Annotated in this window: 19 protein-coding genes and 1 pseudogene; 11 read left to right on the top strand and 9 right to left on the bottom strand. The window is 63.9% G+C overall.

Features of this window, described 5'->3' with window-relative positions:
* Positions 1-3: 3 nt before the first annotated feature.
* The 3 genes from AC1DMA_RS08510 to AC1DMA_RS08500 form a co-directional block, all read right to left on the bottom strand.
* Positions 4-915, bottom strand: coding sequence for an NAD(P)-dependent methylenetetrahydromethanopterin dehydrogenase (locus AC1DMA_RS08510; RefSeq protein ID WP_478143902.1), 912 nt, complete (start codon positions 913-915; stop codon positions 4-6).
* A 21-nt stretch (positions 916-936) separates the two neighbouring features.
* A complete protein-coding gene (locus AC1DMA_RS08505; protein WP_478143901.1) occupies positions 937-1,977 on the bottom strand; it encodes a beta-ribofuranosylaminobenzene 5'-phosphate synthase family protein in 1,041 nt (346 codons plus the stop codon).
* Between the two features lie 144 nt (positions 1,978-2,121).
* On the bottom strand, positions 2,122-2,511 hold the full coding sequence (locus AC1DMA_RS08500; RefSeq protein WP_478143900.1) for a 4a-hydroxytetrahydrobiopterin dehydratase: 390 nt from the start codon (positions 2,509-2,511) through the stop codon (positions 2,122-2,124).
* Positions 2,512-2,611: 100 nt separating this feature from the next.
* Between AC1DMA_RS08500 and AC1DMA_RS08495 the strand changes: the two genes are divergently transcribed.
* Both AC1DMA_RS08495 and AC1DMA_RS08490 read left to right on the top strand, forming a co-directional pair.
* The gene (locus tag AC1DMA_RS08495; protein WP_478143899.1) at positions 2,612-3,403 is read left to right on the top strand and encodes a pentapeptide repeat-containing protein; all 792 of its coding nucleotides are present in this window, start codon (positions 2,612-2,614) and stop codon (positions 3,401-3,403) included.
* 40 nt (positions 3,404-3,443) lie between these two features.
* Entirely contained in the window at positions 3,444-6,005 is a 2,562-nt protein-coding gene (locus tag AC1DMA_RS08490) for a TonB-dependent receptor (protein ID WP_478143898.1), read from the top strand.
* Positions 6,006-6,227: 222 nt separating this feature from the next.
* Here the strand turns inward: AC1DMA_RS08490 and AC1DMA_RS08485 are convergent, their stop codons facing one another.
* Positions 6,228-7,565: a hypothetical protein gene (locus tag AC1DMA_RS08485; RefSeq protein WP_478143897.1), complete on the bottom strand. Its 1,338-nt coding sequence runs from the start codon at positions 7,563-7,565 to the stop codon at positions 6,228-6,230.
* 285 nt (positions 7,566-7,850) lie between these two features.
* Here AC1DMA_RS08485 and AC1DMA_RS08480 point away from each other — a divergent pair.
* Positions 7,851-8,318, top strand: a pseudogene (locus tag AC1DMA_RS08480) (tyrosine-type recombinase/integrase); the annotation flags it as partial.
* Between the two features lie 35 nt (positions 8,319-8,353).
* Positions 8,354-8,917 (top strand): IclR family transcriptional regulator, encoded by a 564-nt coding sequence (locus AC1DMA_RS08475; RefSeq protein ID WP_478143896.1) that lies wholly within the window; start codon positions 8,354-8,356, stop codon positions 8,915-8,917.
* 56 nt (positions 8,918-8,973) lie between these two features.
* On the opposite strand, the gene AC1DMA_RS08470 is transcribed toward AC1DMA_RS08475, so the two are convergent.
* On the bottom strand, positions 8,974-9,507 hold the full coding sequence (locus AC1DMA_RS08470; protein ID WP_478143895.1) for a hypothetical protein: 534 nt from the start codon (positions 9,505-9,507) through the stop codon (positions 8,974-8,976).
* Here AC1DMA_RS08470 and AC1DMA_RS08465 point away from each other — a divergent pair.
* The 4 genes from AC1DMA_RS08465 to AC1DMA_RS08450 all read left to right on the top strand — a co-directional run bounded on the left by AC1DMA_RS08465 (position 9,506) and on the right by AC1DMA_RS08450 (position 12,120).
* Positions 9,506-10,096 (top strand): hypothetical protein, encoded by a 591-nt coding sequence (locus AC1DMA_RS08465; RefSeq protein ID WP_478143894.1) that lies wholly within the window; start codon positions 9,506-9,508, stop codon positions 10,094-10,096. The two genes, AC1DMA_RS08470 and AC1DMA_RS08465, sit on opposite strands and share 2 nt — an antisense overlap.
* Positions 10,097-10,207: 111 nt before the next feature.
* Entirely contained in the window at positions 10,208-10,702 is a 495-nt protein-coding gene (locus AC1DMA_RS08460) for a hypothetical protein (protein ID WP_478143893.1), read from the top strand.
* 327 nt (positions 10,703-11,029) lie between these two features.
* Positions 11,030-11,821 carry a hydroxyacylglutathione hydrolase gene (locus tag AC1DMA_RS08455; protein ID WP_478143892.1) on the top strand — a complete coding sequence of 264 codons (792 nt, stop codon included), beginning with the start codon at positions 11,030-11,032 and terminating at the stop codon, positions 11,819-11,821.
* Positions 11,822-11,940: 119 nt separating this feature from the next.
* Positions 11,941-12,120 carry a DUF3563 family protein gene (locus AC1DMA_RS08450; protein ID WP_478143891.1) on the top strand — a complete coding sequence of 60 codons (180 nt, stop codon included), beginning with the start codon at positions 11,941-11,943 and terminating at the stop codon, positions 12,118-12,120.
* 21 nt (positions 12,121-12,141) lie between these two features.
* Here AC1DMA_RS08450 and AC1DMA_RS08445 read toward each other — a convergent pair whose 3' ends face one another.
* The 4 genes from AC1DMA_RS08445 to AC1DMA_RS08430 all read right to left on the bottom strand — a co-directional run bounded on the left by AC1DMA_RS08445 (position 12,142) and on the right by AC1DMA_RS08430 (position 15,983).
* On the bottom strand, positions 12,142-13,329 hold the full coding sequence (locus AC1DMA_RS08445; protein ID WP_478143890.1) for a phosphoglycerate dehydrogenase: 1,188 nt from the start codon (positions 13,327-13,329) through the stop codon (positions 12,142-12,144).
* Positions 13,322-14,404 (bottom strand): 3-phosphoserine/phosphohydroxythreonine transaminase, encoded by a 1,083-nt coding sequence (serC, locus tag AC1DMA_RS08440; RefSeq protein WP_478124675.1) that lies wholly within the window; start codon positions 14,402-14,404, stop codon positions 13,322-13,324. The genes AC1DMA_RS08445 and serC overlap by 8 nt, the downstream gene beginning before the upstream one ends.
* A 107-nt stretch (positions 14,405-14,511) precedes the next feature.
* Entirely contained in the window at positions 14,512-14,991 is a 480-nt protein-coding gene (locus tag AC1DMA_RS08435; protein ID WP_478143889.1) for a carboxymuconolactone decarboxylase family protein, read from the bottom strand.
* Between the two features lie 113 nt (positions 14,992-15,104).
* A complete protein-coding gene (locus AC1DMA_RS08430) occupies positions 15,105-15,983 on the bottom strand; it encodes an RNA polymerase sigma-70 factor (RefSeq protein WP_478143888.1) in 879 nt (292 codons plus the stop codon).
* Positions 15,984-16,113: 130 nt separating this feature from the next.
* On the opposite strand from AC1DMA_RS08430, the gene AC1DMA_RS08425 reads away from it, so the two are divergent.
* The 3 genes from AC1DMA_RS08425 to AC1DMA_RS08415 are packed head-to-tail and all read left to right on the top strand — an operon-like array spanning position 16,114 to position 20,669.
* Positions 16,114-19,278: a hybrid sensor histidine kinase/response regulator gene (locus AC1DMA_RS08425; protein ID WP_478143887.1), complete on the top strand. Its 3,165-nt coding sequence runs from the start codon at positions 16,114-16,116 to the stop codon at positions 19,276-19,278.
* A 1-nt stretch (position 19,279) separates the two neighbouring features.
* Positions 19,280-19,621 (top strand): Hpt domain-containing protein, encoded by a 342-nt coding sequence (locus AC1DMA_RS08420; RefSeq protein WP_478143886.1) that lies wholly within the window; start codon positions 19,280-19,282, stop codon positions 19,619-19,621.
* Complete coding sequence (locus tag AC1DMA_RS08415; RefSeq protein ID WP_478124670.1) at positions 19,614-20,669, top strand: adenylate/guanylate cyclase domain-containing protein; 1,056 nt, start codon at positions 19,614-19,616, stop codon at positions 20,667-20,669. Before AC1DMA_RS08420 ends, AC1DMA_RS08415 begins: the two co-directional genes overlap by 8 nt.
* Positions 20,670-20,758: the final 89 nt, after the last annotated feature.

The raw sequence follows: 20,758 nt of genomic DNA, 5'->3' as shown, positions 1-20,758 counted from the left end.
CAATCAAGCCGCTTTTTCGGCGATGAAGGCGCGTGCGGTGGCAAACGCCTCCGTGAAGCTCAGCACCGCCGGCGCCTCGGCCTCATGCATCTGCACCAGTAGCCGTTGTTGCGTCTGGTATTTCACGTTGCCGATCGCCAGTGCACCGATGCCCACGGCCGAGGTGCCGGACAGCGGCTTGGCGTTGTCCATCGCAGCGACGCCGGCAATGCCCTGGGGCGGCACGGCGTTCACATCGGCTGCGACCTTGAGTTGCTTCGCGAAGGTCAACATCTCGGCCGAAACGACCTGGACACCTGCCGGCGCGCAGGCAAGCAGCACATCGGCATCGACGATCGATGCGCGCACAGCAGCCTGATCGCCGCCGGCCACGCCCCGCAGGCTGACCCCGAATCGCTTGCCGGTTTCGCCCGCGACTGCTTCGGCCGCATCAGTGCCACCGCGACTGGACAGGAAGACATGCGCGCCCGTTTGCGCCGCGATCACACCGGCAATGCGGCCCACGGGCCCCGTGCCGCCGAGGATCACCACGCGCCGGCCATCCAGGCCCTGGGCATGCTGGCCGGCAAGCAGCGCGGCCTCGACGCAGGCCACCATCGCCGCCGCGGTCGTGAAGGCGCCGCTGGGGTCGGCCATCAGCGACACGACGAAGGGCTTGAACATGGATGCCTTTGCGCGATCGAGCATATCGGCCGCCTGGAGCACGTCGCGTCCGCCGATGAAGATGCCGGTTCGCAGCAAGCCCTTCGGACTGCGCGAGAAGATCGTGTCCTGCGTGAGCCCGGCAATGCCGTCGGTTTCGACCCCGCAGTACGGCACGACGATCTGGTAGCCCGCGTCGGCCGCCATGTTGATGTCGAACGGACTCATCTGCCGGCCCGGTGTGAACATGTGGAGGATGTAGGGACGTTCCATGTAGACGACTCTGCGTTGGGTTCAGGGCTCGGGCACTTCGAGGCGCCGATCGAGCAGTGCGGCCCCGCTGTTGCGGGCGGAAACGATGCGCAGCGTCAGCGACGGCGCGATGAGGTTGGCGCCCAGCATGGCATCGAGCGCTGCTTGCGCGCGCGCCTGCGACGGCAGGATTGCGAAGCCGGTCGGGCCCCAGGAACTCTGGCCGATCGCAGCGACGTGCTCGGCCTGCAATGCCCATCCGAGCAGGCGTCCCACCGCTTCGCTCGCGAAGATGCGGCCGCCCTGCGCGGGCGCGAAATGTTCGCCCAGCACCTGCTGGACGTGCAGGACGCCTTGCGCGAACGACGTGAAGTCGGCGGTGGCGGCTCCCGGCAGTACGCGCATCAGCACCTGGTGGCATAGGTCGGCGGCGAGCGCTCGGGGCAATGGCGGCAAGCCGGCAATCCGTTTTCTTTCTTCATCACCCGACAAGCCCTTCTGTGCGCTGTCCTGGACGATCAGCACTCGCCAGGCTTCGGGCAGCGGGATGCGCGACAACACGGGCGCGGGCGCGCCGTTCGCACTTGGGCCGCCGTCGACGATCAGCCCGCCATGGTCGAATCCTGCAATACCGATGCCCGAGCGGAGCCCACGCCCGAGCCATTGCGCCAAGGTCGCTGTGGGAACGCCAAGGCTGTGCCAGAGCGCGAACGCCCTGCCGATCGCCAACGCCAACTGCGTGCCGGAACCGAACCCCGCATGGGCGGGCAAGACCTGCACGATCCGCAGATGCAGCGGTTCGGCGCGCCCACTGTGGTTTCGCAGAAGGCTCAGGCACGCGGCCGCGCGCTCTGTCTCGGCATGCTCCGCCGGTCCTCTGGCCGTGATCTGGTCGGAGGCCGACGCGCTGATCTCGACCTCCGTCTCGAAGCCGTTGATCATCAGGCCGACGCTGCCAAAACGACGGCCCAGTGACGCGGCAGGGTCGAGAAAGCCCAGATGCAAACGCCCAGGCGCGCGCAGGGCGACGATCTCGGGGCGGCCGACAAAGCCCTCTTCGGGAAAGTTTCGGGGGCGATCCATCGCGCTTGAGGGGTATTGAAGGTCAATGGTTGTTCAGGGCTTGCAAAGCAAGCTCCGTTCCGCTGGCCCTTCTCCCGAGGGCGCGTGCCGCCATGTATCGAGTTGAGGACACTGTGTCACCACGCAACGTCCTGGCGCGCCGGGTCAGTCGTACTTGAGGTACTTGAAGCGCGGGTCGTCGGGCGTGCCTTCGAGCGCCGCGCCTTCCACGGCGCCGGGTTGCCACATCACGACGTCCTCGATCTTCCTGGCGAGTTCGAAGTCCTTCTCGGTGATGCCCTTGGCCGCGTGGTTCATGAGCTTCACCGTGACGAAGGCGTACGACACCGTGAGATCGGGGTGGTGCCAGGCGGCCTCCGCCAAGTGGCCCACCGTGTTGACAACCATCAGCGTTGCCTTCCAGCCGCTGGTCTTGAACTTGCGACGAATCCATCCATCCTCGAAGTACCACTTCGGCAGCTCCTCCGCGAGCCGCGCGATGGTCTCTTCGGGCGTGAACACGTCGGAAGCAGACTTCTTGCGCCATTGGGTCATGTCGGTCTCTTTCAAAGTGATGCTCATTGAATGCTATGACGCCGAGGACTGCAGCGTGCGTCGACCATCGGATAGCCGCGACGGCGAGAGAGGAGTCTGAATGAACAGTGTCGAGCGTTTCGCAAACGCCAGCGTGACCACGCTGCTGGCTGTGCTCGGGGTCCTGAATGCCTCGGCGGCTGACCTTTCCGTCGATCAAGTCAGGGCCGCGCTCGCGAGCGCATCGCCAGCCGCGGTGGCCGACCTGTCGGGCAAGGACCTGTCCGACCTCGACCTGAGCAAGCTCGACTTTCGCAATGCCAACTTGCGAGGCACCAGCTTCTTCGGCAGCAAGCTCGTTCAGTCCGACTTCCGCGGCGCAGCATTGGAAGGCGCCAACCTGAACGGCGCCTGGCTGATGGGCACGGATTTCACCGGCGCCAACCTGACGCGCGCGAGCCTGCTTTCGGTCGTCATCCTGGGTGGCGAGGTCAAGAAGATGCCCATCTTCAAGGGCGCCAACATGACCGGGGTACGGATGATCGCGGACCTGCCGGGGGCCGACCTCTCCGGAGCCAACTTCAGCAATGCCGTCGTCGGTGTCAACATCAAGAACCAGGGAATGGGACAGATGCGAACCGATCTGGCCAGCGCCAACCTGGCCGGCGCCACGCTGGCTGGTGCCGACTTCAACCGGTCGTTGATGACTTTCTGCAATCTCACGGACGGCAATCTGCGCGGCGCGAACTTCTTTCGCGTCAAGCTTGGAGGCGCCGACCTCACAGGCGCCGACGTGACCGGGGCCGACTTCACAGAGGCCGATCTGGATGGGACCGTCTTTCGCGGCGTCAAGGGTTTCGCCGAAGCCAAGGGCCTTGACCGCGCAGCTAACCTCGAGAAGATCGTTCGTTGAGCATCCTGCGCGATAACAATTCAAACGCCGAGGAGACACCATGTCCGGCAACGCACGCGCGTTTGTTTTCTCGTCAGCGCCTGTGGCCACGGCGGTCCTGCTGCTGTGCCACGGCGTGGCGGCCTACGCACAGGACGAGACCAGCGGTGAGCCCGCACCGGCCGTCCGGGCCGCGCCCGATCTGCCCACCATCAACGTCATCGCAGTCACGCCGCTGCCCGGCATCGACGTGCCGCGCGACCAGATACCGTCGAATGTGCAGACCGCGACGGACGCCGACATGGAGCGCTTCCATTCGCTCGACCTCTCGAACTTTCTCAACCGCGCGATCGGCGGCGTGACCGTCAACGAGACCCAGGGCAACGCCTTCCAGCCCGACATCAACTACCGCGGATTCACGGCGTCTCCGCTGCTGGGCACTCCTCAAGGACTCTCGGTGTTCCTCGATGGTGTGCGGCTGAACCAGCCCTTCGGCGACGTCGTCAGTTGGGATCTGTTTTCACGCACGGCCATCGCGTCGATTGCGCTGATGCCGGGCAGCAATCCTTTGTTCGGCCTCAACACCCTGGGCGGCGCCCTGTCGATCCAGACCAAGGACGGCATCCACTATCCCGGCACCTCGGTCCAGGTGCTGGGCGGCTCATACGGCCGCGCGGCCGCGGAGTTCGAGACCGGCGGCTACAACGCCGACAACGGCATGCACTGGTACGTCACCGGCAACCGGTTCACCGAAGATGGCTGGCGCACCGCATCGTCTTCCGACCTGAGCCAGTTGTTCACCAAGGTCGGACGGAAGACACGCGACGGCGACGTGTCGCTGACGCTGGCGCTCGCCGACAACGACCTCACCGGCAACGGCGTGCAGGAACAGGGCGCGCTGCAGCGTGACTGGGGCAGTGTGCGCTCCATCCCCGACAACACGCGAAACCGGTCCGCCTTTCTCAACCTGGCCGCGGTGCAGGCCTTGAGCGATTCGCTCACCTTCTCGGGCAACGCCTACTACCGCAACATCAACGCCAGGACCTTCAACGGCGACGTCAATGACGATTCCTTCAGCCAGCCGGTCTACCAACCCAACGCGGCCGAGCAGGCGGCACTGGCGGCCGCCGGTTACACGGGATTCCCGACCAGCGGGGAGAACTCGTCGAACACGCCCTTTCCCAAGTGGCGCTGCATCGCGAACGCGCTGCTGAACGCAGCGCCGAACGAGCAGTGCAACGGCCTGGTCAACCAGACGGAAGCGCGCCAGACCAACTATGGCCTCGCGGGCCAGTTGTCGGCGCAGGCGCAGACCGGCCAGGTCGGGCATCAGTTCGTCGTCGGCGCTGCCTACGACGCCAGCCGCGTGACCTTCACGCAAGGCACGCAGTTCGGCTACCTCAATCCCGATCGCACCATCACGCCGGTGTTCGGCCCCGGCGCCTTCGCCGACGGCAGCCAAGACTCCGAGAACGCGTTCGACGCGCGGGTCCATCTATCGAGCCGATCGAGCACTGGCAGCATCTATGCCACCGATACGATGGAGCTCAACACGCGGACGCACCTGACGCTGTCCGGACGCTACAACCACACCTCGCTGACGAATGTCGACGGCATCACGCCTGGAGGAGGACCGGGTTCGCTGGACGGCTCATACACCTTCGCACGCTTCAATCCTGCCGCCGGGCTGACCTTCGCGGCGAACGAGGTGGTCACCCTCTATGCAGGTGCAAACCAGGGCAGCCGGGCGCCCACGGCGATCGAGCTGGGTTGCGCCGACCCGGCGAGCCCCTGCAAGCTGCCGAATTCCTTTGCGGGTGACCCGCCGCTCAAGCAGGTCGTCACCACCACCTTCGAGGCCGGCCTGCGCGGCACAGTGGTCGGCACCGTGGCCTGGAACCTCGGAGTGTTCCGCTCCGACAACCGTGATGACATCCTTTTCGTTTCGGACAACTCGAGCGGCTTTGGCTACTTCAAGAACTTCGGCAAGACACGGCGTCAAGGGGTCGAGATGGGTCTGCAGGCCAAACCCGCCGCCCGCTGGACCTTCGGCGGCAATCTGAGCCTGCTGGATGCAACCTACCAAAGCCCGGAGACGATCGACGGCTCGGGCAACAGCAGCAATTCCTCCGCCGCCGCCGGCTTCCCCGGCACCGAGGGGACCATCCAGATCAAGCCCGGCAATCGCATCCCTCAGCTGCCGCTGCGCAGCCTGAAGCTCTTCGCGGACTGGGAGCCTGACGCGCACTGGCGTATCGGCGCCGACATGAACGCGGTGAGCGGTACGACCCTGCGCGGCAACGAGAACGGCCTGGACTCGCCCGACGGAATCTATTACACCGGCTCGGGGCGCAATGGGGGATACGCAGTGTTCAACCTCGGCGTCGACTACAAGCCCAAGCCGGGACTGAAGTTCTTCGTCCAGGTCAGCAACCTGTTCGATCGCAAGTACACGACCGGCGGCCAGCTTGGAATCAACGGCTTCACCACGAACGGCAGCTATATCGCGCAAGCGCTTCCGGCGAACGTGAATGGCGATTTCCCGGTGAGCCGAGCAACTCTCCTGTCGCCGGGCGCGCCGCGCACTGCGTGGGTCGGATTGCGCTACAGCTTCGGAACCTGAGCGGAGCGTTTTAGTGGAAGGTGGTCGCGGTCTACTCCGGGCACATCGTGCGCTTGCTCAGGTAGCGCGTAGCGCGAATAGAGCAGCAACGAGCGGCCGCTTTGGCGGAAGCCGCCGCTCGGTCGTGCGCCAGAACTGAAGCCCTCGGGAAGCCTCCTTTGCAGCGCAAGATCGCGGGTGATTCCCGAACCGCGACCCCGACGAGTCGCGGCCCGCGCTTCGTCAGTTGACCAGGCCGAAATGCATGTAGCCGGCGCCATTGTTGTTCCGCGCACCAACTGCAACAGACAACGCGCTGTTTTGCATGAAGAAGTAGGCGTTTGGCACCGAGCCTGCGCTTTGCAGGCCCGGTGGCAAGCCAAGGCCATTAAGAACGAGACTCTGGTGGTCCGCAGTCCCGTCAGCCTTGGTCACGGCCCATGAAGCATTGACGGCATCAGAATTGAGTGCGCCCCAACCGCCGTTCGTTGTGCCGCCTTTTGACGTATTGGCCATCGGTCCGGTCGCAATGACCCCGATGCGAAATACACGTTGCGTTCCAGTCTGGTCTAGCCCGGAAGCCAGCATGACTCGTTGGCCACCGACGTAAGCGACAGTAAACGAGGCCTTGTCGGCAGGATTCGCGACATTCACGTAGCTCCACCCATTGTTTGACGTTGAAGTCACCGCGTAGGTGGTCAGGTTGGCAACCGAACAATTGGCCATGTCGTTGATCGCGACGTCGTTGCATTGCTGGAATACGGTGCCGCCCGCCGATAGCTGCACGCGGCGAATCTGGGAGTCGCGCAGACCGGGCGCGTAGTTCACGCCAAGTCGTGTGTACGTTCCATCCAGGTCTGCCTGGGCCGTCAGCAGCGTACGCGATGCGATGAACGGTTGGACCGTGAATGTCGCCGCAACCTGCGGATCTTCGAACGGGAAAGCGCCCACGACGGCATCGCTGGTCACGCGGAACCTGGCCGCGTTGAAGGTTGCTGTGGTCTTCGAGCTCTTGAAGACGTAGGTGCCCGCCTCATTCGAGTCCGCGGCGAACGAATCCGAAGACACCACTCCTGTGGAGTCGGTCATTTCATAGGACTTGGTATCGAAGTTGAGGGCCAACTGTGACTGGGTTCCGTTGGTCGCCCAAACACGATATGAGCCGTTCTGGCTGTCGCCTCCGGCAATCTTGAATACCGCGTTCTTCGTTGCGGTCGAGGAACTGGTCGCCTTTGCCGTCACCGTATAAGTCGCTTGCGCGGTCGAGTTGTTGATGATCTGCGCAGACCACTTTGCGCTTGAGATGGTTGGGGCACGAAGCGCAACGGTGTTTGAGTCCGATGCCGCCGATGTCCAATCGGCGCCGGTACTTGGCGTGATCTCGATCGTGTCGCCCGGCTTGACTGCGTATTGCCCCGAGCTGTCCGCTGCAGCAGCAGTTCCGTTCACCGCTACGGACAAATTCATTGTCTGGGCCGAAGCGATCGGCGGCAAGCTGCCGCCACCACCCCCGCCGCCGCCACAAGCTGTCAACCCTCCAAGGATCACCGCCAGAGTGGCGGTCGAACTCCAAACCCTCATCAGAAACTCCTTTGTCGTTGTGAACGTGGGCGTGCCTGACTGGACGCCAACTCCGATAAGGGTAACCGAATGAGTCACTATGTAACATCAAAGTGTTCAACTTGACTATTCCCTGTGGCGCAGCGCGGACACCGTCACGAAGAGGGACGGGACCGGCGTCAGTCATGCCGTCCGCTTTGCTGCGATCGGCCTGGTTGCGTCGATCGAGGTCAGCAGCATCGTTCAGGCCGGCCCGCGACCTCCCGGCGCAGAGTGTTCGATCCCCAAACAGCAAAGGAGATCGACATGGACATCGGCTCAACACCGCGGGCCCCGTGGAACAAGGACAAACTCGTCGGACAGAAGCGCCCGTTCAAGCTCAAGGAAATCTGGGCGATCCGAACTCGGCTCCAGCTGTCTTGCCGCACGCGCGACCTGTTGCTTTTCAATCTCGGCATCGACAGCAAGCTTCGGGCTTGCGATCTGATCAAACTACGGGTACGCGATGTGGCCAATGGCGACCGACCGGCAGCCCGGGCGAACGTGATCCAGCAGAAGACCGGACGTCCGGTCCAGTTCGAACTCACCGAGCCGACCCGTGACGCCGTGTCCAGTTGGATCCATTCAGCCCATCTTCGATCCGAAGACTTCTTGTTCCCGAGCCGGGTTCATTCCTCGCCACACCTTGGGACTCGGCAATACGCGCGCATAGTCGATGGCTGGGTGGAAGAGTTCGGTCTCGATTCGGCGGACTATGGCACCCATTCGAGGAAGGCCTTGCCGAGCGATCGAGTTCCCCTCCTCGCTACGTGATCGGTCGCGAGGCATCGCTGCTGGGCATCGCGCGTTCGTCGCCTTTGCCGATCCGCAGTACGGCGGCCCCGTTCTTGCGCGAGGTGTGTAGGCAGACCGGCGATTCGACCGTGTTGACGCTGCGGAGCGGACCCGACTCGATCTGCGTCGAGCGCCTGACAGGCAGCTACCCAATTCAGGTGATCGGCGTCTCGGTCGGCGCTCGTCTACCTCTGGGCGTAGGCGTGGGCGGCCTGATCATGCTGGCCTTCCTCGATTCAGCGGAGCAAGAGCAGGTGTTAACCAAGATCGAACATAGACTGGCGCGCCACCGGCTGACGGTCGATGCGCTGCGCGCGCGAATCTCGGCCGCCCGCAAGCTAGGCTATGCATTCACCGAAACGGGCGTGATTCCCGGCACCAACGTGCTTGCGGTGCCGGTATTTTCTTCTGGGCGGCGCCCAGTCGCCGCCCTCAGCATCAACGCGATGGCAGCGCGGCTGCCCCTCACGCGAGCGGCGAAGTTGGTGCCATTGTTGAGGCAGCAGGCGCAGGGAATCGGGCGGGCTTGGCTCTCTTGATTTGGGTCACGGCGCGAAGCTTCGAGAAGCCCCGCTTATTGTCACCAAGAGTGGCGTCAGTCTGTTCGCACCTCGCTGCAAACGCCGGCGGCTAACTGCGGCGCCCAATACCACCCCGCCTTGTCCGTACGGGCTTCGGCGTTGAAAAAGTGCGTCAATAATCCGAACTCTGTAACAAGGAGTTCGTCCGTGAAATTGAGGTTCCCTTCGACAGCATGCGCCGTAGCCGCAGCGATTTCCATATTGGCCGCAGGCTGCGCGATGCAGCCCAAGAAGACTGCCGAGTCGTCCGACTCCGCCGCTGCTGCTGCCTCCCCCGCACCTGCGCCGGCCCCCGCGCCCGTCGCGACTGCGCCGTCAAAGCCCGACGCTTCGGCATCCAGAAGCACTCGCAAGGGCCCCGCGCCAATGACGTACGACGACATCAGAAAGGCCGCTCGCGCCGCCGGCAGTGACAAGGCGGCCGCGCGACGCCTTGCAGGAAAGACCGTCACCTTGGAGCTGGCGAAAAGCACGGACACCGATCGTGTGTCCGGCACGGCTTTCACCGTGCAAGGTTCGGACGACTGGTACTTCTTCTGCAGGAACATGCCGGCCGGCTTCCACGGCGGCGAAGTCACCGCCAAGATCTTGAAGTACGCGTACCGCTCCGGGCCGGACATCATTGCCGTGGATCTTGATCGTTGCGTGCCCGAAGCCGGAGCGCCCGTGATTGCTGCAGCGCCGGCACCCGCCGCGATTGCGGCGGCACCCGCTCCCGCTCCCGCCCCCGCTCCGACAGCTACCGCGGCGAAGGGAGCGCGCCCCGGCATGGACGCGCAAGGCAACGTGATCGACTCGTCGAAGATCGAATCCGGCAGCGGTCGCACCGTCAAGGGCATCAACGACTACGAAGGAGAGATCACCGGCAATCCGGCCAAGAACTCGAAGTTCACGCAGTTGCAGATCGGAATGTCCGTGCGCCAGGCCATGGACATCGCCGGCCCTCCGACCGACCAGGGCGCCTACATGACGGGCAAGGCCTGGATCCCGTTCTACTTCGGCGGCGATCGGCATCGGTTCGAGCTGACCTACAAAGGCCAGGGCCGCTTGATCTTTGCCGGCGGTGGCATGGGAGATTTTTCGAGCGGGAACCTGATCTGGATCATTCATAACTCGAACGAAAGCGGCTACCGCTGAGTTGCTCCTTCGGGCATTCCCGATCCCAAACGGCGCGGCGCGGCCTCATGCTCACATTGCGCGTCGCCTGGGAAGAGCCCGCTTCGCGACAACAAGCAGGAGGGGAACCGCATGGCCAATGCACTGACCGACCGCACGATGTTTGCTGGCGTGCTCGCGCAGCTCGTTCGAAACAGGTGCGCGTCCGGTGCCAACCGCACATCGCGGACGGGCCTTCAGGCCACCATACCGGTCAGCGAGCGTCCCGCGGTCCGTCGCGGTGTCGAGGCGTTGATTGAGGCCGGGGTGTTGGCGATCCACGGCGAAGACATCGGGCTGACGCCGGATGGCTCGCAGTTCCTCGCGCACGTCCAACGAGCCCAAGGCCGGAAGTCGGACCTCGAGCGCCATCAGGAAGACGCCGCCGCCCTGCAGCGCGTTCTGGAGGCGGTCGAGCACGACGAAAGGTTCGAGCCTTACAGCATGGAGGATGTTCGCACTCTCCCGGCGCGGCTTGAAAACTACCGCTCGCACCGGACACGGGCGGGCTTTTCCATGAGTCGATGGGCTATCGCCATGGTCGTTCTGGTGCTGGCCATCATCGCCATCTATCTCGCCAGGCGCTGAGTCTGTGAGACTGGCGCCCAGAAAAAAGCCCCCTCACATTGCTGTGCGGGGGCTAAATCCATCGAAGGACGATGGAGGAGACAACTGGGGCCTTGCGTCAATAAAGTCCGTCGATCTTCTTGGTGGTGACGTAGCCGGAAACTACGACGGCAGCCACGGCAGCAAGACAGGTAAGTGCGGTAAACATTCGGAACTCCAAAAATGAGTGCGTTGACGCGATTATAGGGAAAACCCTAGTTCGCTGCCAGAGCCACTTCGGTCACTTCAAAGACGCGCCGAGTACGTTCCTACAATGGTCGCCCCATCCCTCGCCTATCGGAGTCATTGATGATCGTCGAGCGCATCTGGACCGGTAATGCCTACCGCAACTACAACTATCTGATCGCGTGCCCGGAAAGCGGCGAAGCACTGGCAATCGATCCGCTGGACCATGAAAAATGCCTGTCCACCGCGAAGGCAAAGGGCTGGCAGATCACGCAGATCCTCAACACGCACGAGCACCACGATCACACCGGAGGCAATGCAGCCGTGGTTGCGGCCACGGGCGCCAAGGTGATCGCGCACCACCGGGCCGGCAGCCGCATCACGGGTGTGGACCGCGGCGTTCAGGCCGGCGACGTGATCAAGGTCGGCAAGACCGTCGAACTCGAGTGCATGGACACACCCGGCCACACGATGTGCCACATCTGTCTGCGCTCTCACACGGATCAGCCGGCGCTGTTTTCAGGAGATACGCTGTTCAATGCCGGTGCGGGCAACTGCCACAACGGTGGCAACCCGGAGGCGCTCTACAGCACCTTCGTCGACCAGCTGGCGAAGCTGCCTGCCGACACACGCGTGTATCCGGGCCATGACTACATCGAGAACAACCTGCGATTCACGCTTGCCCGCGAGCCGGACAACGCAGCGGCCAAGTCGCTGCTGCCCGAGGTCGTGGGGCAGGATCCGGCAACGGCGCGTGTCACGACGCTCGGCGAGGAGAAGCAGTTCAACACCTTCATGCGCCTCGCCAGCCCCAGCATCATTGCCGCTTTGCGAGAGCAATTTCCCGATTTGCCCGAGCAGCCCGATGCCAAGACTGTGTTCGTGAAGCTGCGCGCGTTGCGCGACAAATGGTGAAGCGGACGGGGTGAAGCACACGGCCAGCGCTTACCCCCTCGCGCGACTCGGGTCTGGCGGAGTCGAAGGCAGAAGATAGGGAAAACCCTTATATTTTGCCGTCTATCCAAGGTACCGCCATGACATTGCTTCACCGTGCACTCGCCGCGCTTCAACGCCGCCTTCAGATTCAACGCGAAATCGACGAGAGCTATCTCGCCGGTTCCGTCGACATCTATGACCTGGAGCGCCGCATGCGTCAACTCGACCATCGCCATCGCGACAGCCAGCAGCCGTTTCATCTCCGCCACTCGATCTGAAGGGCTCAAGCCCTCTGGGTCCTAGCCGGCCACGTGCGGCAGATACCGCACCGACAGCACGCCATCGATCGATCCGATGTTGGCCAGTACTGAATCGCTCACTGCGCTGTCCACATCCACCAGCGTATAGGCCATGTCGCCACGCGACTTGTTCACCATGTTGTGAATATTGAGTCCGGCGCGCGCCATGGCTGTAGAGATCTGCCCCAGCATGTTGGGCACGTTGGCGTTCGATATCGCCACACGGTCAGGTGATTCGCGCGCCATGCTCACGCTAGGGAAATTCACCGCATTCGCGATGTTGCCGTTCTCGAGGAAATCGCAGAGCTGATCGGCGACCATGATGGCGCAGTTCTCTTCGGCTTCGCGGGTGCATGCGCCCAGGTGCGGCAAGCACACAACCCGCTTGTGGTGGTGCAGCACCGCACTTGGAAAGTCGCACACGTAAGTCGCCAGGTGCCCGGCCTCGAGCGACGCCAGCACCGCTTCGTTGCCGACCACGCCGTCGCGCGAAAAATTCAGCAGCACGGTCCCGGGCCGCATCAGGCCAAGGTTGTCGGCGTTCACCAGATTGCGCGTCGACTCCATCAGCGGCACATGCAATGTCACGAAGTGCGCGTTGCGCAGCACCTCCGATACGCTGCCGGCGCGTTTGACCTGCGACGGCAGGCTCCATGCCGCGTCAACCGTGATCTCCGGATCGAAGCCGAGGACGTTCATCCCCAGCCTGATCGCGGCGTCGGCAACCAGACATCCCACCTTCCCCAGACCGACGATGCCCAGCGTATGGCCGGCCAGCTCATAGCCGGCAAACGCGCTCTTGCCGTGCTCGACGGTCCGATCGAGATCGGCCCGACTCGCATCCAGCTGGTCGACGAAGCGCAACGCGCCCGACAAGTGGCGCGCCGCCATCAGCATGCCAGCCAGCACCAGTTCCTTCACCGCATTGGCATTGGCGCCCGGCGCGTTGAACACCGGCACGCCGCGCGCGCTCATTTCCTTGACCGGAATGTTGTTCGTGCCGGCCCCAGCGCGTGCGATGGCGCGCACACTAGTGGGGATGTCCATCGCGTGCATGTCGGCTGAGCGGACCAGCACCGCGTCGGGCGCCGCCAAGTCCGCGCTCACCCTGTAGCGCGACTCCGGCAAGCGTGCCAGCCCTTTCGCCGAGATCTGGTTGAGCACCAGGATCCTCAGGCGCTCAACCATGGCTTGCCTCGAACTCCTTCATGTAGGCCACCAGCGCGGACACGCCTTCGATCGGCATCGCGTTGTAGATCGACGCCCGCATGCCGCCGACTGAGCGATGCCCCTTGAGCTGCACCATGCCGCGTGCTTCGGCCCCCTTCAGGAAAGCGCCGTCCAGCGACTCGTCGCGCAGCTTGAAGGGCACGTTCATCAGCGAACGGTCTTCGCGCGCCACCGGGTTGTAGAAGAAGGACGTGGTCTCGAGATAGTCGTAGAGCACCGCCGCCTTCTTGCGGTTGTGCGTCTCCATGGCCGTCAGCCCGCCTTGCGCCTTGATCCAGTTGAACATCAGGCCCGCGATATAGATCGCATACGTCGGCGGCGTGTTGAACATCGAGTCGTTGTCCGACTGGATCTTGTAGTCGAAGGCCGAAGGCGTGATCGGCAGCGCCTGGCCGATGAGGTCGTCGCGCACGATCACAAGTGTGACGCCGGCCGGACCGACGTTCTTCTGCGCGCCTCCATAGATCAGCCCGTAGCGGCTGACGTCGACCGGGCGCGACATGAAGTTGCTCGACATGTCCGCCACCAGCGGCACTTCCCCAGTGTCGGGCGTCCAGTGGTATTCGACCCCGCCGATGGTCTCGTTCGAGCAGATATGGACGTAGGCGGCGTCGCGGTCGAGTTTCCAGCTCTCCCGCGGAGGCACGCTGGTGTAGCCGCCCGCCTCGCTGCTGGCGGCCACATTGACCTTGCCGTACTTCTTCGCTTCCTTGATCGACTTCTTCGACCATTCGCCCGTGTCGATGTAGTCAGCGCTTGCACGACCGCGCAGCATGTTCATGGGGACGATGGCGTTCTCGCCGATCGCGCCGCCCTGCATGAAGAGGACCTTGTAGTTCGAAGGCACTTCCAGGAGCTCGCGCAGCAGCCTTTCAGCCTCCGCGTGGATCGCGATGAATTCCTTGCCGCGGTGGCTCATCTCCATCACCGACATCCCGCTGCCGTGCCAGTCGAGCATCTCGTCGGCCGCTTGGCGCAACACCGATTCAGGCAGCGTCGCGGGACCGGCGCTGAAGTTGAAGACACGGGTCATCGGGCGATCTCCAGGAAGGAAGCAGCGTGCAGGACGGTAGCGCATCGCCGCACCTTCCACAAGAGTCCACGGGCCGGCCTGCCAGCCCGCCCGGCTTGCGCCCGCGATCAGTTCAGCTGCGCCTTGTCCAACCCGAAAGCCTTGTCGGCGGAACCGGGGACATTCCTGAACCCGATGCTCAGCCGGTTCCACCCGTTGATTTCCATGACCACGAAGCTCAGGTCTGACAGTTCCTTTTCCGAGAACTGCGTCCGAACGCTGTCGAAGATGTCGTCCGGCACGCCGTGCTCCGGCAGGCGCGTCAGCACCTCGGTCCATGCCAGCGCGGCGCGCTCGCGCGCTGAGAACAGCGCCGACTCACGCCAGATGGGCAGATGATGAATGCGCAGTTCGCGCTCTCCGTGCAAGCGGGCTTCCTTGACGTGCATGTCGAGGCAGAAGCCACAGCCGTTGATCTGCGAGGCACGGATGTGCACGAGGTCGCGGATCGACTGTTCGACCGCACAGTCTTTCAGCTGACTGCTGAACTCCTGGAACTTCTTGACCAGCTCAGGGGACTGCTGCCAGGGATTGATGCGTTGGCTCATGATTGCTCCGATGGGTGAGGCATCGCGCATGCACGCCGTTCGATGATGCGAGCCTCGGGTGATGAAATTGGCGTCCACCCCCTGAAGACGTTCGAGCCCCGCGCCTTGTGACATCAACGCGCCAAAAGCGTTGCCAGCCGCGCCAGCTTGTCAGGGTTGCGCTGCACGTGGATGCGCACGATGCGCTTGCCGTCGGTCTCGTAGGTCTGCACGGATTCCAGTTCGCCGCCGATGAAGCGCAGGAGCCCCAGCTCGCCGTTGACCCGCGCCAGCTCGACGCGCTGGCCATCTCCGAAACGTCGCTGCACGGCAAAGTACAACTGCGCGATCCGCTGGCCTCCCACGACCGGCCTGCCGAAGCTCGGCACCTTGCCGCCGCCGTCTCCGATGAGCTCTGCGTCTTCCGACAGCATCGATTTCAGCGTCGCGAGGTTGCCCCCCGTCGCCGCCGCCGCGAAGTCGCGCAGCAGGCGCTCATGCATGTCCGGTGAAACATCGTAGCGGGGCCGCTCGTCGCGGATCTGCGCCTTCGCGCGATGCACCAGTTGGCGGCAGGCCGCTTCGCTCTTGCCGATCATGCGCGAGAGATCGGCGTAGTCGGCGTCGAACACCTCCCGAAGCAAGAAGGCCGCCCGGCCTTCCGGCGAGAGCCGCTCCAGCAGCATCAGAAAGGCCACCGACACCTCGTCCGCGCGTTCGAGCAACTGGTCGGGCGTCGGGGGCGAGTCGGTCAGCACCGGCTCGGGCAGCCAGATCCCGACATAGTGCTCCCGCCGCGACTTGGCGGTGCGAAGGCGATCGATCGACAGCCGCGTGGTGACGGTGACCAGCCAAGCCTCGGCGCTGTCGAGCTCCGTGTGATCGGCTTCATGCCAGCGCAGCCAGGCATCCTGAACCACCTCTTCGGCCTCGGCCACGGAGCCGAGCATGCGGTAGGCGATGCCCTGGAGGCGGGCGCGAAGTTGGTCGAAAGTGCGGGTCGGATCGTCCATATTTCCTCAATACGTTGGCCAGGGCGATTTTGTGACAAGGCCGGCTTTGTTGAATTCGCTTCGCCGCTAGACTCCACGCGGTGTGCGCCGCCCGCGCATCGATTCAGGAGTCAAAGGAGTCAAACGCCCCATGGCAGAGCCCCGTTCCCGACCACTGACTGTGCATGCACCGCGCGCGGTAACGCCGATGCGCGAGCCATTCGAGCGGCTGGTGCGCAGCGGGCTGGCTTTCAACGCGCTGCGCACCGAGGCGGAGGTGCATGCGCTGCTGGTGGACGAGGCGGCCGATCTCAGCGGCGCTCAGCGCGTGCTGCTGGTACTGGAGGCGGGGGCGGGACCGAACGTCGCCGGCTCGATCCTTCCCGGAAGCGAAGATCCGGCCGGGCTGCTCGATGCCATCCGCCCTTGGCTGACGGAAGCCGTCCACGGGAATTCTGCGAGCCTGCGGCATGGGCCGGACGGTGCCGAACCGAAGGCGCAGCGCTCGTGCGTGATCGCTCCGCTGATGGCGCAGCACACGCCAATGGGCTATCTCTACACCGACGTCGAAGGCACGGCCGGCCGCTTCGATGAGGCGGACCGCGATCGGATCGCCCTCCTCGCGCAACAGGCGGCCGCGGCACTTGCTGCCATCCGCGAGCGCGAGAGCCTGCAACATCAACTGACAGAGCGAACGGCCGAGCTCGCGCAACGCGCCGGCGAACTGACCTTCGTGAACAGCATCCAGCGGGGCATGGTGGCCCGCATGGAATTCCTCGCGGTCATCCGGATGGTGGGCGACAAGCTGCGAGAGATGTTCGACTCCGGCAACGTGGCCATCATGTGGTGGGACGACCGGACCAACTACGTCCAGGCGCTGTACCGCTATGAGCACAATCGCCCGCTCCCGCTGCTGCCGGCACGGCCGCTGAAGCCTGACGAAACCGTGGCGACCATCCTGCACGAGCGCAAGGTTCGCGTGGCAAACACGCGTGAGGAGCAGGTTCAGGCCGGCCTGCGGCCGACGCCGGGCACCGATTGGGCCCATTCGGTCGTTGGCGTGCCGATCATCGGAAGCGATCGCGTCCTCGGCGTGATCGGCCTGCAGAACCACGAGCGCGAATATGCCTTCGGGCGCAGCGAGATCCAGCTCCTCGAAACAGTGGCGGCGAGCATGGGCATCGCGCTGGAAAACGCCCGCCTGTTTGACGAAACCCAGGAAGCGCTCCATCGACAGACCGCGATGGCCGAAGTGCTCCAGGTCATCGGCAGCTCGATGGAAGACGCGCAGCCTGTGTTCGAGAAGATCCTGGAGAGCTGCGAACACCTGTTCTCCGGTCATCAGTTGGGGATCTCGCTGCTCGGGGACGACGGCCTGGTGCATTTGGGCGCCCACCGGGGCTCCGCGCGCGAGGCGTTGGAGCGCCACTATCCGCGGCCGGTCCTCACCGAGGCCATGGGCTCCCCGATGGCCGGCGTCGAAGTCTTTCATCTTCCGGACGTGCTCGCCGACCCGAAGGCCCCGGTCTTCATGCGCGAAGTGGCCGAACAGATGGGCAACTACGCGATCATCGTCGCCCCCTTGATCTGGGAGGGCCGGAATATCGGCTCAATCCACGTCAATCGCCAGCCGCCGGGCCCCTTCAGCGAGAAAGAAATCAAGCTGCTGAAGACCTTTGCGGACCAGGCCGTGATCGCGATCCAAAATGCGGCATTGTTCAAGCAGACCCAGGAGGCGCGCGCGGCGGCCGAGGCTGCGAACGAAGCCAAGAGTGCCTTCCTCGCGACGATGAGCCATGAGATCCGCACGCCGATGAATGCCGTGATCGGCATGAGCGGCCTGCTGCTCGAAACGAAGCTGGACGCGGACCAGCAGGACTACGTCGCGACGATTCGCGATTCGGGCGATGCACTGCTGACGATCATCAATGAGATCCTCGACTACTCGAAGATCGAGGCCGGCCGCATGGACATCGAGTCGCATCCGTTCGACCTGCGCGATTGCGTGGAATCAGCGCTCGACCTGGTGAGCTCGCGCGCGACCGAGAAGAACCTCGATACAGCCTACGTCTTCGAGGGCGACGTGCCCGCCGCAGTGAGCGGCGACCTGGCGCGCCTGCGGCAGATCCTGCTGAACTTGCTGAGCAACGCGGTGAAGTTCACCCATGCCGGTGAGGTGGTGTTGACAGTCAGTGCGCAGCCAGCGCCCTCGGGCAAGGTGACCCTGACCTTTGCAGTGCGCGATACCGGCATCGGCCTCACTCCAGAGGGCATGGGACGGCTGTTCAAGTCCTTCTCGCAGGCGGACTCCAGCACGACGCGCAAGTACGGCGGCACCGGCCTTGGCCTGGCGATCAGCAAGCGTCTGGCCGAACTCATGGGCGGGCGCATGTGGGCCGAAAGCGCCGGCATGGGCAGCGGCTCGACCTTCTTCTTCACCATCGAAGTACCGACGGCACAACTGCCGCCGACTCGGAGCCGCGATTTCTCGGGCGTGCAGGCAGAGCTGCGCGGCAAGCGATTGCTCGTGGTCGACGACAACGCGACAAACCGCCGCGTGCTTTCATTGCAGGCGGGCCATTGGGGCATGGAGACACGCGAAACGGATTCTCCCGCCGAGGCCCTGCACTGGCTGCAGGAAGRCAAGCCTTTCGATCTCGCGATCCTCGACATGCACATGCCGGACATGGACGGAGTCGAGTTGGCGCGGCGGATCCGAACCCTTCACGCCACCTTGCCGCTGGTGCTCTTCAGTTCGGTGGGCCGTCGCGAAGTAGGTGATGCCGAATCAATGTTCAGGGCCTTCCTGGCCAAGCCGATTCGCCAATCCCATCTGTTTGATACCTTGGTCAGCCTGCTCGCGCATGACACTGCCGCAAGGCCACCGGCAATCGCCAAGGCCAAGGCACAGATCGATCCCTCCATGGCGGAGCGGCATCCACTGCGCATCCTGCTTGCCGAGGACAACGCGGTGAACCAGAAGCTTGCGATGCGCCTGCTGCAGCAGATGGGCTACCGGGCAGACCTCGCCTCCAACGGCATCGAGGCTGTGGAGTCGGTGCAGCGCCAAACCTACGACGTCGTGCTGATGGACGTGCAGATGCCCGAACTCGATGGGTTGGATGCGACGCGCCAGATCTGCGCGCTGCTGGAGCCCGGGCAACGACCGCGCATCGTGGCCATGACGGCCAATGCGATGCAAGGCGATCGCGAGATGTGCATGGAGGCAGGCATGGACGACTACCTGACAAAGCCGATCCGCGTCGATCGGCTCATTGAAGCATTGAACAGCGTACCGACGCGCAGGGAACGATGACATGAGCGATGCAACCATCGATCTTGGGACTTTCAACGAACTGAAGGAAACCGCGGGGGCCGACTTCATCGAGGAGTTGGTTCAGACGTTCCTGGAAGAAGCCCCGGCCATGCTCCAGGAACTGCGCGATTCGCTGGCCGCCGAAGACGCCAATACGTTTCGGCGAGCAGCCCATTCGCTCAAGTCGAACAGCATGACCTTCGGCGCGCTCAGGCTCGGCGGAATGTCGCGCGAGCTGGAGTTGAATGGATTCGCAGCGAGCGCGAGTCCGAACACCCTGGACGCGCTGGAACAGGAGTACGCGCGCGTCGCGACGACACTCGCGGAGTTGAGCCATGGTTGACCTGCGCCATGCACCCGCCCGGCTTCTGGTGGTGGACGACAACAAGGTCAACCGCCTGCTGCTGACTCGCAGCCTCGAACAGCACGGGCATGGGGTCGACTGCGCCGAGAACGGGCGCGTCGCACTCGAACTGCTGCGCCGTCAGTCCTTCGATCTGCTGCTGCTGGACATCGAGATGCCCGAGATGGATGGCTTCCAGGTGCTTGAGCAACTGACTGCCGACCCCAAGCTGCGTGACATCCCCGTGATCGTGACCTCCTCGCTCGAAGGCTTGGCGAACATCGTGCGTTGCATCGAGCTTGGTGCCGAGGACTACCTGCACAAGCCGATCAATCCGGTGTTGCTGAAGGCGCGCATCAGCGCCAGCCTGGAGAAGAAGCGCCTGCGCGACCAGCAGAAGGAAATGGTGCGCCGCTTCGCGACCTCCGAAGTTGCGCAGGACTTGCAGCAATCGGGCTTTGCGTTGGGCGGGCGGCGCGTGCAGGGGACAGTGATGTTCTGCGACATCCGCGGGTTCACGTCGCTGGTCGAATCACAGCCGCCCGAAGAGACGATCGAACTGCTCAATACCTACTACACGCTGATGTTCGACGCCATCAATGGCCACGGCGGCGTGGTCAACCAGATGATCGGCGACGGCTTGATGGCGATCTTCGGTGCGCCACTGCCGCTGCCCGACCACGGCGAGGCCGCGGTGCTTGCCGCCTTGGACATGATCGAGATGATCGAGTTGTTGAACGTCGACCGAATCGCAACGCCGAAGCCGGCGATCCGCATCGGCATCGGCATTGCGACAGGCGAGATGGTGGCGGGCTACACCGGCACGCAGCAGCGCGCGACCTACACCTGCATCGGCGACACCGTCAATCTTGCCGCGCGCCTGGAAGAGCACACCAAAATCGCGAAGCGGCCGATCCTGATCGATCCGACGACGAGCGCCGCGATCAATGGACGCATCGATTTCGAGCACCTCGGGCCGGCGACGTTTCGCGGCAAGGCAGCGCCGGTGGAGGTGTATGCAGTGGGCACCGCACAGCCGATGGCGTGACGTTGCCGTGTTGTAGGCCGTTCGCCTCGGTGCGGATGGGTAGATTCCTACGACGACGCAAGCAACGTTAGCGCATGAACCTCTAGGAA

It is taken from the genome of Variovorax sp. 05N34, from assembly GCF_056397405.1.
The sequence above is the reverse complement of the archived record's forward strand: the minus strand, read 5'-3'. Positions and strand labels throughout refer to the sequence as shown.